The following is a 12,446-nucleotide window of genomic DNA, read 5'->3' as shown; positions in this document are numbered from 1 at the left end:
CATGACAAATCATTTTTACACGCACGCCGATCGCCTGCAGAGTTTTGGGTTTACGCTAGTAGCACTCCTAGTTGCCGGCCTGTTAAAGCTACAACCAGACCTGCTACCAATAACCTGGCAAATAGCACTGCTAGCCGTATTGGTTATTGCGTTAGGGCTACCGCATGGCGCCCTTGATCCATGGCTGGCCGAACAAATTGGCATTCATAACACCTTGCGTCAAAAAGCCTTATTTGCAATAGGCTATCTATTGATTAGCGTGGCGGTGGTTGCCATTTGGTGGGTAATGCCAGTCATAAGTTTGCTGGTCTTTTTAATCATTAGCGCTTGGCATTTCTCCGGCGACTGGGAACAATCGCTCAATCGACCGCTACGCCTTGGGCTTGGCGTTCTGCTGCTGCTGATGCCCATTGGATTTCACCCTGAAGAAGTTGCCAGACTATTTAGTCATCTCTCTGGAGAAGGTGGCGGAGCGTTGGCTTATACCCTAGCCATAGATCCGTTCGTTTTAGCAGGCATTATGTTGCTAATTATCATGGTTGCGCTGTTTCAAAAACAATGGCGGACAGCGGCAGAATCAGCGGCGTTATTAATTTTGGCGTACAGCGCGCCACCCTTGCTCTACTTTATTGTTTACTTTTGTCTGCTTCATAGCCCGCGGCATTTATTGGGAATATATCAACACGCGGGTCAAGCGCAGTATGCTAAATTAACCAAAATGCTCGTGCTATACACCTTGGCCACCCTATTATTACTAGGTGTGCTCGCCTGGTATTGGTCTGACTTGTCAATCGAGGCCCTGGTGTTACGTCTGGTATTTATTGGTCTCGCGGCCCTCACGGTACCGCATATGATGTTGGTGGCACTACAGCACATCAAGCAATCAACTAAAACAGCTTAAATGAGGACATTAAACAAATGATACAACAAGGTTTTTTATTGCGGCTAATGTCGGGGTTATTGCTAACCTTGCTAGTGCTAACTGGGCTGGTTGGTTGCGATAAACCAGCGACGGGACTTGCTGATCTGAGCCAACCGATTCAGGTGTCTTTAGTGGAGCATGAAGCACTGGGTGGCCACACCATAGAGCGCCACGTTGCTAAAACGGATGATTATTTAATCGAACGTTTACAGACTGATTCACGATTAAATACCGTGTCAACCTTTAGCAATCTTGCGGTTGCAGAAGCCTCAGTTAATGCGGTGCTGAACCTACAGCGAGAGCAGGTGGCGGATTGGTGGCAGGGTGAGCTAGCTCGCCAAGGGTTTTTTGCTCGAGTTCCAACTCACGGCACTTATCTTACTCGCGCGCAATTAAATAATAATCCTGATGCGAAGCCGCAATGGGTGCCGGACCAAGCGATAGTGCGAGTTGTGCTTGTTAGGCGTGGCGATGATTTCTTCGTCCTAACGGCCTTTCCGCAACCGGACTGACTATATGCGCGAGTTTGATTGGCAAATACAAATGGATTTTTTAGATAAGTATCCAGAGCTCCATAGTTTGTTAGCCGCTTACATTGCGATTGAAGATCTGGAGCTATCAGCCTGTGTGCGGCTTTTTAGTCAACAAAACCCACGGTCTGTAAGCAAGGTGCTGGCGCAACTGGAAGAGTTACGCCACCAAGTCGATGCCCAGTTATTAGTCTGTGCGATTAAGCTTGCTGGTGTGGAATTAAGTGAAGATACCTTGCCTAACGAGCAAGCACAGGCCTGGTTGGCAGAATTACATAACCATCTTTTGGAGGTCATGTCATTATGACGCTTTATCAATTGTTACTGATTGTCCCAGCACTGTTATTGATCATCGCTTTAGGAATGGTCATTTTGGCTTTTTTCCAATATCGCCCCGAAGAAATTCTGCAAACAGTGGTGGCATGGTTTAAAGCCCATGCCTTTATGTTGGCGATATACGGTGGGGTTTTGGTGATGATTGGGCTATTTTTGCTATAAGTTCGCTTATTATAAGTTCGCCTAAGCAACACTGGGAATGAGTGGCGGGTCATCATTGGGTTGATGGTCTGGTAGCACGATAGGCGGCATCCCTTTTAAGGCGCGCAAACGATTGCATTCCGGATTGAGGCTACCATCTTCAAGCCATAATGGAAACTCACGGCAAGGTGTCGGACGTTGGTCGTAAATTTTACAGCTAACACCTTCTCCCAAGGTCCCTTCTAAGGTAATACAGCGGGGATTAGGCTGGTTAGTGCCCTGCATACAAATGTAATTGTTATTGATTTTTTCAGTGAGTTCTACTGGCACTGTGCCGCCTAGAAAGGGATCGGCTTCCGACCAGTAAAATGACACTCGAAAATGATGACAGCAGGCACCGCAAGACAAGCATGGATTGAAGTCATCCATACATCACCTCATCAAAAAATACTGCGATTGATAAATAGTCGTTTAGATTAGCATCGAAAAATGCTCGCAGTATTTTACTGATAAATGCGCTCGATAGGTTTAATTTTTTTCGGCCGGTTCGGCTTTTTTACAGCGATGGGCTTGACGTAGTTAGGGGTGGTTTCGCGTTATAATAAATCAACGGCATAACGACTTATGGATACAGAGCAGATACCCAATACCGAGAGTGGTTTCATGATCAAGCTTATCGTCATCGATTTAGATGGCACACTATTAAATCCCGATCACATTATTTCTGCAGCCAATCGCCAAGCCTTGCAATGGTTGCTCAAGTACTGGCCTTATCCGCAGGCGGCAATCACCTTATCGAATGCCGAGGCCGGAGTGGCGGATTATTTGCAAGGTTATTTTCGCCACAGTCTGTAAAACCATAGTAATTTATCCACCTTCGCCAGACTGGCTTACTCATTTCTAGTAAACTAGCTTTTTAGATTTTGGGTAGAAAACGGAAAGCTTATGGATGTTATTCAGTATATCGACAAGATCAATTCACGCTTGGCAGACGGCCACACCAGCGAACATACGTTTCGAGCCGATCTAGAACAGCTATTAGCAGGCCTGCTTCCCGACTGCAAAATCACCAACGAACCCTCCAAAATCACCGATTGCGGCAACCCGGATTTTGTTGTCACCCGCAAAACCGTACCGATTGGCTATATCGAAGCGAAAGATGTCGGCAAAGACCTAAATCACAAAGGCTACAACGAACAATTCAACCGTTACAAAAAAGCCCTCGACAACCTCATTATCACCGACTATATCTGGTTTCAGTTTTTTGTTGAAGGCGAAAAAGTCGCCGAAGTGCGATTAGCCCAACCCGCGTTTGATAACCTCAAAAAATACGAAATTGACTACAAGGCGATCAATCTATTTGAAAGCTATATTCGTGACTTCTCGATCAAGGTCACCCAAGCGATTAAAAACCCCGGCAAACTCGCCGAATTGATGGCGGGCAAAGCGCGTTTATTAGAAAGCATTCTCGAAGCCGCCCTCAACGCCGACCTCGAAAATAACACGCAAAGTGAACTTACCAATCGATATAACGTATTTAGAAAGCAATTAATTCACGACCTTGAACCCAAACAGTTCGCCGATCTTTTTGCGCAAACCCTGGCCTACGGTATGTTCGCCGCGCGTTATCACGACCAGGATTTACAAACCTTCGACCGCGACGAAGCCGCGCGTCTGATTCCCAAATCCAATCCATTATTGCGTAATTTATTTCAGTCCATCGCTGGTTACAATATTGACGAACGCATCCTCACCACTGTCGATAACCTCGCTGAAGTGTTTCGTCATACCGATGTTAAAAGCATTCTGCACGGCTATGGCAAAGCCACCGCCCAAACCGACCCGATTATTCATTTTTACGAAACTTTTCTCGCTAAATACGATCCGTCATTACGCAAATCGCGTGGCGTTTGGTACACCCCCGAACCCGTGGTCAGCTTTATCGTGCGCGCGGTGGATGAGATTTTAAAAACCAAATTCGGTTTAAAAGATGGCCTAGCCGATAACAGCAAAACCACGATTGAAGTCGATGCGTTGGCAGCGGATCAATCCAAGAAGATTTATAAAAAAAATGGCAAGTTGGTTGGCACCAAAGATGTTCATCGCGTGCAAATTCTCGACCCCGCAACCGGCACCGGCACCTTCTTAGCCGAAGTGGTCAAATACCTCTATCAAACTCGCTTTCAACACATGCAAGGCATTTGGCCGAGTTATGTGGATGAACATTTAATCCCGCGTTTAAATGGCTTTGAAATTTTAATGGCGTCCTATGCAATGGCGCATTTAAAACTCGATATGTTGCTCGGCGAAACCGGCTACACCGCCGAACAACGTAAACAATCCGACAACCGCTTGCGCATCTTCCTTACTAACTCACTGGAGGAATATCATCCCGATACAGACAATATATTGTTCTCTCAGTGGATAAGTGAAGAGTCGCGCGAAGCCAATGCGGTGAAAAAAGACACCCCGGTCATGGTGGTGATTGGCAACCCGCCTTATTCTGGCGAAAGTGCCAATAAAGGCGACTGGATTATGTCATTAATGGACGATTACAAAAAAGAACCCGGCGGCAAACAAAAACTGCAAGAACGTAACCCGAAATGGATTAACGACGATTACGTTAAATTTATGCGCTTTGCCCAATACTTTATCGAAAAAAACGGCGAAGGCGTGATGGCGTTTATCAATCCACACGGTTTTTTAGACAATCCGACTTTTCGCGGTATGCGCTGGAACCTGCTCAGCACCTACGATGAAATCTACACCATCGATCTGCACGGCAACGCCAAGAAAAAAGAAACCTCGCCCGATGGCTCAAAAGACGAAAATGTGTTTGATATTGAACAAGGCGTGTCGATTAATATTTTGGTTAAAAACGGCTCGCGCATCACCAGGCCTGGTGATTTAGGGCAAGTTTACCACTATGACCTCTATGGCAAACGCAAAGACAAATACAGCTTTTTACAAAACACCGCGTTTAAAGACGTGCCCTATCAAGCCATTCCGAATGTCTCGCCCATGTATTTTATGGTGCCTAAAGATTTTGGCTTGCAAGGAGAGTATGAAAAACTCTTATCGTTAAATAATTTATTTCCAATCAATGGGGTAGGTATGACAACCGCCCATGACGGTTTTGTAATTGATGAAAATCGTCAAAAATTAATTTCCAAATTTGAAAAGTTTAGAGACAGCGAACCCAAACCTGAAGAACTTCATAAGCAATTTGCTGTTAAAGAAAAAAAAGGTTGGGATATATTAGAGGGTTGGAAAAATCTTCAGGGACAAGATATTAAATCATATATTCAACCAATTTCTTATCGACCATTTGATGACCAGTACATTATGTATGAAGATAAATTGGTTTGGCGGACTGTTCGTAAAGTTATGTCTCACATGAATAAAATAAATAATGGGATAATTATTGGAAGACAAGGCCAAGTTGTAGGTGCCAATCAATGGAATCTAGTTTTTATTTCTGATTCACCATCTGACTTCAATCTTTACTACCGAGGGGGGGGAGTACAGTTCCCAATTTACCTCTATCCGGAAGACGGTAGCAAACGCATTCCCAATCTCAACCCCGATGAAATCAAGGCGTTTGAAGCCGCGCTCAATTTGCCATTTGTCGCTGAAAATGATCAAAAATCCTTTGTGCCTTCGTGCCTCTGTGGTTCAAAAAACCAATTCACGCCGATTGATATACTGGATTATATTTATGCGGTATTGCACAGTCCGACCTACCGCGATACCTATAAAGAGTTCCTTAAAACTGATTTCCCGCGTGTGCCTTATCCAGACCCGGACACCTTTTGGCAATTGGTCGAACTCGGCGACCAAATTCGTTTATTGCACCTGATGGAATCGCCGTTACTTGACACGCCAATTACCCAATATCCGGTGGGGGGCGACAATAAAATCACCCGAAAAATTAGCAAAACCAGCCCTGGCTATGAACCGATTGCCAAGAGCAATAATGAACTGGGCAAAGTCTGGATTAACGACACCCAATACTTCGACAACGTACCGCACCAGGCCTGGTTGTTTTATATTGGCGGTTATCAGCCGGCACAAAAATGGCTAAAAGACCGCCAAGGCCGCGAACTGAGTTTTGATGACATACTGCACTACCAAAAAATCATCGTCGCCCTAACCGAAACCGCCCGCTTAATGCAAGAAGTTGATCAGGTGTTGTATCCGGAGAGAACCTAATGCCAAACGAAATTAAAATTGAGTGCTTGGAAGATATTCAGCTACTCAAGGAAAGCTGTACGGTTGAGTGCAAATCGGCTTTAGGGCAAAACGGTAAGGGGTCGCTCCCAAAAGATTTTTGGCAAAGTTACTCCGCTTTGGCAAACACCTACGGTGGCGTTATTTTATTAGGCGTTAAAGAGAAAAATGGTCAGTTTTCGATTAGCGGCTTAACGGATACCGATAAGGTTCTAAAGGAAATTGCGACAGGCGCAAACAATCCAAGTGTGGTGAGTGCTAATTTGCTAAATGATCAATTGATCGAGGTCATTGATCTTCTTGAGGGGGTTATCATAAAAGTGACCATTCCTGAAGCGCCCCGCAAATTAAGACCGGTTTATCTAAAGAACACACCGTTTAATCACAGTTATAGGCGGTTTAATGATTCGGATCAGTTGATGTCGGATGAAGACGTTAAGCGTGCCTTAGCCGAACAAGTCAATGAAACACGAGATAATGAAATTTTACTCGGTTATGGCATAGTGGATTTAAACCCGGATAGCTTGAAAAGATATCGTCAACTTATGGCTGTCAGAAATCCGCAACATCCGTTTAATGAAGTGGATGATTTAGCTTTTTTGGAACGCATTGGTGCTTGGCGCAAAGATCGTGAATCAGGAAAACAAGGCTTAACACTCGCTGGTTTGTTGATGTTTGGACAAGATTATTTAATTCGAGAAAAACTCCCCAATTATCAACTGGATTACCGAGATGGATTTGACTCCAAATACGACTCTGAAACCCGGTGGCAAGACCGAGTAACACTTGATGGCACCTGGTCTGGTAATTTATTTGATTTTTATCAGATTGTTTATCGCAAGCTAACGACTGACCTAAAAGTACCGTTTGAATTGGAAAAAGGGGTTCGAAAAGATTCTACACCTTTACATGATGCTATTCGTGAATCACTGTGTAATGTCTTAGTGCATGCGGATTATAGTGGACGCACCTCAGTTTTAATTGAGAAAAAGCCGGATATGATTTTGTTTCGTAACCCAGGGCTTATGCGAATTCCGGTCGAAACCGCCATTAGAGGGGGTGAGCCGGATTGCCGTAACCGAATTTTACATCAAATGTTTTTTATATTGGTGCAGGTGAGCGCTCGGGTACTGGCATTCCTACTGTATTTAAAAATGTTAAGCACTATCATTGGAAAGCGCCGAGTATTGAAGAATATTTCGATCCCAGTGAACGAACTGAACTTAAACTTTGGATGACGGATTTGTTCCCAAAAGGGACAATGGAGCTGCTGGCACGCCATTTAGGAAAAGATTTTGCTTTATTGGGTTACCTTGGACAAATAGCGCTTGGTATTGCTTTAAATGAAAAAACGGTATCGCATGACCGCTTAACTTCTCTTTGCACAGAACATGCCAGTGATATAAGCAAAACCCTTAACCGATTGGTTGAACAGGGCTACTTGATTAGAACCGGTCAGAGCCGCGGAGCAAGTTATCACTTAACCATGCTTGATGATTTTCTTCCTAAACCGGATGAATTTTTTGGGCCAAATACCCGGAGTTCAAACTCAAATACCCTAAGTTTGGATCCAAACACCCTAAGTTCAAACTCAAATACCCTAAGTTCGGATCCAAACACCCGGAGTTCGGATATCCAACGTGATGAATTTGGGAGGCGCATTTCAAACTACACGATACATAGATGCCCTTTTATTGATAACTTAAGCGAAATAGATTCGTTATTAATAAACAATTTAAAAGCCATTGCTAAACCGGCTATGGAAAAAGCGAAGTTACCAAGCTCTGAGTTGGAAACTATTATTTTTGAACTATGCAAGAATCATTATGTCCCGCTTTCAGTATTAGCAGAGTTGCTCAATAGAAACCCTGATTCATGAAGGAAGCAATACCTCACACGATTAGTGAAAAGCGGACAACTTGAACTCGCTTTTCCTACAGAAAAAAACTCACCCAAACAGGCATATTTAACATCAGCCAATGATTTAAAAGCGCAAGATTAAGGATTGAACTACACACATTAATCAGGATATTTCATAATAAAAAATGTGAGTGGAGTGTCGGATTGAAGATAAAACAATTTGGCTAACGAAAGCGTTGATGGCTGATTTATTTCGATTTACAGTGCCAACAATCAACGAGCATTTAAAAACCATTTATGCCGAGCAGGAGCTGGATAAAGCGGCAACTATCCTGAAATTCCGGATAGTTCGACAAGAGGGCGCACGGCAGGTTTTTTGAATGGGTTATTTAGTAAAGTAAACCAAACAGCCACAGTGGCACGGTATTCCCATGCCCGACTTCCATATCATCAACAGCCAACCAGGCCTGCTTATTGTGCTTAATCTGTTGCTTGGTTTTACTGGCCCCACCGATTTCAAAAACCCGCTGGTCGTCGATTAAAAAATCACCTTGATCGTGGTAGTGCACCTGGTGCTCTAAGCTCAGTTGCGAGACAAAAAAGCTTTCTCTTAGACTGCCGATGTTGGGATTAGCGCATAGTACGCTGAACAGGTTGGGATTATTAAGCAGTAACTTATCGGGCCGATTCACCGCACGCATGCCAGCCCCGCCTCTTATGCTATGAAGCAAGTCTGCTGACTGCATGAGTGCGATGTATTTGGCCAGTGTTGGCCAAGAGGTATGCACCGCACCACTGAGTTTGGCTTTGTTGAGTTCAACGGGTGGTGTGGTGCAAAGCATATAGAGAATTTTTTTCAGCTTATCGAGCTTTGTTGGGTCGAGATTAAATATTGCGGGTAAATCGGCATCAATGGTGTGGTTGATGGTTTCTAGTAATTTAAGTGGGTAGTTGCTGATTGATTCTTGATAAAAAGGATAGGCTCCGGTTTGGCAGTAACGACGAAAGTATTCGATCGGACGCAGTTGTTTGCTTAGATTAAAAGCAAGATCCTGATGTTGATTAAGAAGTTGATCCAGTGATACTGGCGCGATTTTAAGACCTGTTTCAATTTCAATAAACTCCCGTAAGGATAAGACCGGTAGATGAAATAACACAGCACGTCGCGATAAGTCTGCGCTCATTTGGCTTATTTGAATGGCAGACGAGCCCGAAAAAATAACCTGTAAATCAAAGGTGTCATAAATAGCCTTCAGGGTCAGGCTGAAGTTTTTTGCTTTTTGGATTTCATCCAAGATGAGCAGTTTGCCGCCTTCTTGATAAAAGGTTTGTGCTATTTCAAATAAATCTTCATCCACCATGGCAGGGTGATCGCATGAGAGATAGAGCATTTTTGAAGCTGGCCAAGCCGTAGATTGCGCATATTGCAACATGATCGTCGTTTTGCCACTACCGCGTGCGCCACGAATACCAATAAGCCGATCGGAAAAATCCATTTTTTTAAGTAAGAAGCGCTGATAGTTTGGCAGCTTGCGGGCAAGGATAAAATTGGATGTTTGGCGCAGGATGCTATTAATCATGTTTTAGGACTTTCCGGTTTCTGTATAAAATATACTTTATACAGAACTTGGCTTAATAGCAAGTGTGTTTTATAGCAGAGCTGGCAACCAGGCCTGCTACTGCTTAACCGTTCTTGATATCGTGTAATCTTTGCCCTGCTTGACCTTGTCGTAATAGCAGAATATTTCCATTAATTCATGTTTTAGTGTAATTTATACATAGGCTAATAAGGTTTTTTCACTATGTTTAAGTTTCTATTGAAGACAGGTTAGTTTTTATGGAGTTTGTTTTTGTTGTATTGCTTGCTTGGTTCTTTCTAGTAACGCTTGTGATCATACCATTTACTATTATTTATACCCGTTTAGGTCGCAACCTAAAGTGGGCTTTATGGTTATATTTTCCGGTTATTGGTATGTTCGTAACCTTCGTAATACTAGTAAGCGAGCGTAAGCGATTTGGAATCAATGGTTGGTTTTATGTGCCTGCGCTTCCTTTTCTTGGCATTTTTGCATGGATAGTCGCATTAATGGACTGGTCCCCAGAAAATAAAAAGGTTCATTTTAAAAAATTTAGTGAATTAAAAGCTGATTGTGAAACATGCCCCGTTGATAAAAGTTTAATTGAAGAGAACAAGGGTGCGCTTTTAGAAGCAAAGCAGGTGGTTGAGAAAAATAATCTATACCCTACTAATGATTGGAGTAAGAGCAGTGGTGCGATAGTGGCATTCTTTGTAATAATGACTTTGATCGCATCATTGTTTACCGGGTGGTTTTTTGGATTTATTTTGACGGTAATAACTTTTGCAATGATTGGGGTAGTGGCGGATTCAATAAATAAAGGGAATAGAAAGCGTCACCAAGAAAAACTATTGTTTGGAATAAATAAAGAGCTAAAACTCCACGAAAAAGTGGATTGGTCTAAAGATGCTCAAGTTTTAGATGATTGTGAAAGACTATCATCAAGAGATGAGAGGCTCAAAAAATATTTCTCTAAAATAGATAAAGATCAGTTTTATTATGGATACTTATCCTCGGCTAAAGAAATTGAAAGCGCTGTCTTGAGAGAAAAAGAGGCACTGCAAAGCAAGCAGAACCTTATTGAGACAAAAAAGAAAGAAGTGCTACTCAACGAAAAAAATGCTGAAGAAAGAGAGCGTAAGCTTAATAATATTTTTTCATAGAAGTCTAAGTTTATTAAAAGAGTGCATAATGTTTGAAAAATTAAGATTGAAAAGATCTTTAAACAGAAAAGTTGAAGAAATACTATATGAGCTTGCCTACAAAGAATTCGAGGATGGCAAGGTAAGACCAGGTCTGTGGGCAAAGGCTTTATCAGAGTCAGATGGGTCTGAGGTAAATACGCTTGGTTGTTATTTGAAATTAAGAGTTAGATCCATAGAGGATGATACTTTGTTACTTAGCAGCTTGGTTGACTCCGTTGTAAAGGGTGAAGACTTTAATAAGATATATAGTGATCAACTTAATAAAAAGAAGAGTAACAACCCAAAAATTATTAATTCTATTGATCAGTATGATGAGAATGGCTATACTCAATTAATGAATGCAATAATGAATTTGGATTTAGAAAAAGTTAATATTTTAATAAGGCAAGGTGCTAATCTAAGTTTAACAGATGATAATTTTGGTTTTTCTGCGATTGAAATTGCTAATTTGCAATTAACACAAAGCTTGTCTATGGAAAATGAAATCAAACTAAGAAATATAATTCGTACTTTAAAGGCTGCAGTATAAGCGTGGTTTTAATATGAAAACATCCATCTTACGTAATGTGTTGTTGGCTTTTTTGTTATTGGGGCAGGCTGTGGCAGTGCACGCGAGTAGAGTTTCAGCGTTAGAGCAGGCTGCAAAGCAAGGCGATGCAGAGGCGCAATTTGAATTGGGTGTTAAGTATTACGTTGGTTCTGGTGTAGAGCAAGACTACAACCAAGCTGCCTATTGGTATGAGCAAGCTGCCAAGCAAGGTTTTGCTGATGCTCAATTCAGTTTAGCTGTTATGTATCTAAATGGATTATATGTAGAGCAAGATTACAATCAAGCAGCCTATTGGTATGAGCAAGCAGCCGAACAAGGCGATACAGATGCACAGTTTCACTTAGGTGTTTTGTATCGAAGTGGACTAGGTGTGGCACAAGATTACAAGCAAGCAATTTACTGGTATGAGCAAGCAGCTAAACAGGGTGATGCAGATGCGCAATACTTTTTAGGTGATAGTTATCTATATGGACAAGGCGTAACGAAAGACTATAATCAAGCAGTCTTTTGGTATGAACAAGCGGCAAAGCAAGGTCGAATATATGCACAATTTAGATTGGGTGTTATGTATGGAAATGGTGAGGGTGTTAAGCAAGACCTTAAAGCAGCGGCTTATTGGTATGAGCAAGCTGCCAAGCAAGGTTATGTTCGTGCACAATTCATTTTAGGTGTTATGTATACAGATGGGCTTGGCGTTGCGGAAGATTATACACAAGCGGTTTATTGGTATGAGCAAGCTGCCAAACAAGGTCTTTTTGATGCACAGTACGGCTTGGGTGTTATGTATATAAATGGAACAGGTGTAGCACAAGACTATAAACAAGCCTTTTATTGGTTCAAAAAAGCAGCCAAGCAAGGTGATGCAGTTTCACAGAACAGTTTAGGTGTTATGTATGCAAATGGAAGTGGTGTTAAGCAAGACTATGTAGCTGCATATAAATGGTTTAACATCAGTTCTGCTAATGGCAATGAACTTGCAGCAAATAATAGAGATATGGCTCAAAATAGAATGACAGTCGAACAAGTCGCAACTGCCCAAACTAAAGCCAGAAGGTGTTTGGAATCCAACTATAAAGATTGTGATTAGTTGTGTAT

At 42.4% G+C, this 12,446-nt stretch carries 14 protein-coding genes; 12 read left to right on the top strand and 2 right to left on the bottom strand.

What is annotated here, in order from left to right:
• The first annotated feature begins 1 nt into the window (after position 1).
• From THICY_RS07640 to THICY_RS07625, 4 genes are read left to right on the top strand one after another with little or no spacing between them, the layout of a single operon-like run.
• Complete coding sequence (locus THICY_RS07640; protein ID WP_013836037.1) at positions 2–901, top strand: Brp/Blh family beta-carotene 15,15'-dioxygenase; 900 nt, start codon at positions 2–4, stop codon at positions 899–901.
• A 17-nt stretch (positions 902–918) separates the two neighbouring features.
• Positions 919–1,434, top strand: a complete 516-nt coding sequence (locus THICY_RS07635) for an RNase A-like domain-containing protein (RefSeq protein WP_013836036.1) — start codon at positions 919–921, stop codon at positions 1,432–1,434.
• Between the two features lie 4 nt (positions 1,435–1,438).
• Complete coding sequence (locus THICY_RS07630; RefSeq protein WP_013836035.1) at positions 1,439–1,759, top strand: hypothetical protein; 321 nt, start codon at positions 1,439–1,441, stop codon at positions 1,757–1,759.
• The gene (locus THICY_RS07625) at positions 1,756–1,950 is read left to right on the top strand and encodes a hypothetical protein (RefSeq protein WP_013836034.1); all 195 of its coding nucleotides are present in this window, start codon (positions 1,756–1,758) and stop codon (positions 1,948–1,950) included. Before THICY_RS07630 ends, THICY_RS07625 begins: the two co-directional genes overlap by 4 nt.
• Positions 1,951–1,971: 21 nt before the next feature.
• Here THICY_RS07625 and THICY_RS07620 read toward each other — a convergent pair whose 3' ends face one another.
• Positions 1,972–2,358 carry a YkgJ family cysteine cluster protein gene (locus THICY_RS07620; RefSeq protein ID WP_013836033.1) on the bottom strand — a complete coding sequence of 129 codons (387 nt, stop codon included), beginning with the start codon at positions 2,356–2,358 and terminating at the stop codon, positions 1,972–1,974.
• Between the two features lie 195 nt (positions 2,359–2,553).
• On the opposite strand from THICY_RS07620, the gene THICY_RS07615 reads away from it, so the two are divergent.
• The 5 genes from THICY_RS07615 (at position 2,554) to THICY_RS08795 (ending at position 8,399) form a co-directional block, all read left to right on the top strand.
• The gene (locus tag THICY_RS07615) at positions 2,554–2,784 is read left to right on the top strand and encodes an HAD family hydrolase (protein WP_245534953.1); all 231 of its coding nucleotides are present in this window, start codon (positions 2,554–2,556) and stop codon (positions 2,782–2,784) included.
• Positions 2,785–2,874: 90 nt separating this feature from the next.
• On the top strand, positions 2,875–6,141 hold the full coding sequence (locus THICY_RS07610; protein ID WP_013836031.1) for a type ISP restriction/modification enzyme: 3,267 nt from the start codon (positions 2,875–2,877) through the stop codon (positions 6,139–6,141).
• On the top strand, positions 6,141–7,397 hold the full coding sequence (locus THICY_RS08665; RefSeq protein WP_049778977.1) for an AlbA family DNA-binding domain-containing protein: 1,257 nt from the start codon (positions 6,141–6,143) through the stop codon (positions 7,395–7,397). The genes THICY_RS07610 and THICY_RS08665 overlap by 1 nt, the downstream gene beginning before the upstream one ends.
• A gap of 23 nt (positions 7,398–7,420) precedes the next feature.
• Positions 7,421–8,038, top strand: coding sequence for a hypothetical protein (locus THICY_RS08660; protein ID WP_049778976.1), 618 nt, complete (start codon positions 7,421–7,423; stop codon positions 8,036–8,038).
• Positions 8,039–8,258: 220 nt separating this feature from the next.
• Positions 8,259–8,399 (top strand): hypothetical protein, encoded by a 141-nt coding sequence (locus tag THICY_RS08795; protein WP_157862734.1) that lies wholly within the window; start codon positions 8,259–8,261, stop codon positions 8,397–8,399.
• Positions 8,400–8,408: 9 nt separating this feature from the next.
• Here the strand turns inward: THICY_RS08795 and THICY_RS07595 are convergent, their stop codons facing one another.
• Positions 8,409–9,599 carry an ATP-binding protein gene (locus THICY_RS07595; RefSeq protein WP_013836030.1) on the bottom strand — a complete coding sequence of 397 codons (1,191 nt, stop codon included), beginning with the start codon at positions 9,597–9,599 and terminating at the stop codon, positions 8,409–8,411.
• Between the two features lie 257 nt (positions 9,600–9,856).
• On the opposite strand from THICY_RS07595, the gene THICY_RS07590 reads away from it, so the two are divergent.
• Genes THICY_RS07590 through THICY_RS07580 form a run of 3 tightly spaced genes read left to right on the top strand, consistent with a single transcriptional unit; the run spans position 9,857 to position 12,438 of the window.
• A complete protein-coding gene (locus THICY_RS07590; RefSeq protein ID WP_013836029.1) occupies positions 9,857–10,759 on the top strand; it encodes a hypothetical protein in 903 nt (300 codons plus the stop codon).
• A 28-nt stretch (positions 10,760–10,787) separates the two neighbouring features.
• The gene (locus tag THICY_RS07585; protein ID WP_013836028.1) at positions 10,788–11,330 is read left to right on the top strand and encodes an ankyrin repeat domain-containing protein; all 543 of its coding nucleotides are present in this window, start codon (positions 10,788–10,790) and stop codon (positions 11,328–11,330) included.
• A gap of 13 nt (positions 11,331–11,343) precedes the next feature.
• Positions 11,344–12,438, top strand: a complete 1,095-nt coding sequence (locus THICY_RS07580) for an SEL1-like repeat protein (protein WP_013836027.1) — start codon at positions 11,344–11,346, stop codon at positions 12,436–12,438.
• Positions 12,439–12,446: the final 8 nt, after the last annotated feature.

The sequence above is a fragment of the Thiomicrospira cyclica ALM1 genome (genome assembly GCF_000214825.1).
GTDB lineage: Bacteria > Pseudomonadota > Gammaproteobacteria > Thiomicrospirales > Thiomicrospiraceae > Thiomicrospira > Thiomicrospira cyclica.
This window is presented reverse-complemented; position numbering and strand designations above follow the sequence as displayed.

Bases quoted from the DNA above. Each gene is read 5' to 3' on its own strand.
- THICY_RS07640 (WP_013836037.1), top strand. From the start codon at position 2: ATGACAAATCATTTTTACACGCACGCCGATCGCCTGCAGAGTTTTGGG.
- THICY_RS07635 (WP_013836036.1), top strand. From the start codon at position 919: ATGATACAACAAGGTTTTTTATTGCGGCTAATGTCGGGGTTATTGCTA.
- THICY_RS07630 (WP_013836035.1), top strand. From the start codon at position 1,439: ATGCGCGAGTTTGATTGGCAAATACAAATGGATTTTTTAGATAAGTAT.
- THICY_RS07625 (WP_013836034.1), top strand. From the start codon at position 1,756: ATGACGCTTTATCAATTGTTACTGATTGTCCCAGCACTGTTATTGATC.
- THICY_RS07620 (WP_013836033.1), bottom strand. From the start codon at position 2,358: ATGGATGACTTCAATCCATGCTTGTCTTGCGGTGCCTGCTGTCATCAT.
- THICY_RS07615 (WP_245534953.1), top strand. From the start codon at position 2,554: ATGGATACAGAGCAGATACCCAATACCGAGAGTGGTTTCATGATCAAG.
- THICY_RS07610 (WP_013836031.1), top strand. From the start codon at position 2,875: ATGGATGTTATTCAGTATATCGACAAGATCAATTCACGCTTGGCAGAC.
- THICY_RS08665 (WP_049778977.1), top strand. From the start codon at position 6,141: ATGCCAAACGAAATTAAAATTGAGTGCTTGGAAGATATTCAGCTACTC.
- THICY_RS08660 (WP_049778976.1), top strand. From the start codon at position 7,421: ATGGAGCTGCTGGCACGCCATTTAGGAAAAGATTTTGCTTTATTGGGT.
- THICY_RS08795 (WP_157862734.1), top strand. From the start codon at position 8,259: ATGGCTGATTTATTTCGATTTACAGTGCCAACAATCAACGAGCATTTA.
- THICY_RS07595 (WP_013836030.1), bottom strand. From the start codon at position 9,599: ATGATTAATAGCATCCTGCGCCAAACATCCAATTTTATCCTTGCCCGC.
- THICY_RS07590 (WP_013836029.1), top strand. From the start codon at position 9,857: ATGGAGTTTGTTTTTGTTGTATTGCTTGCTTGGTTCTTTCTAGTAACG.
- THICY_RS07585 (WP_013836028.1), top strand. From the start codon at position 10,788: ATGTTTGAAAAATTAAGATTGAAAAGATCTTTAAACAGAAAAGTTGAA.
- THICY_RS07580 (WP_013836027.1), top strand. From the start codon at position 11,344: ATGAAAACATCCATCTTACGTAATGTGTTGTTGGCTTTTTTGTTATTG.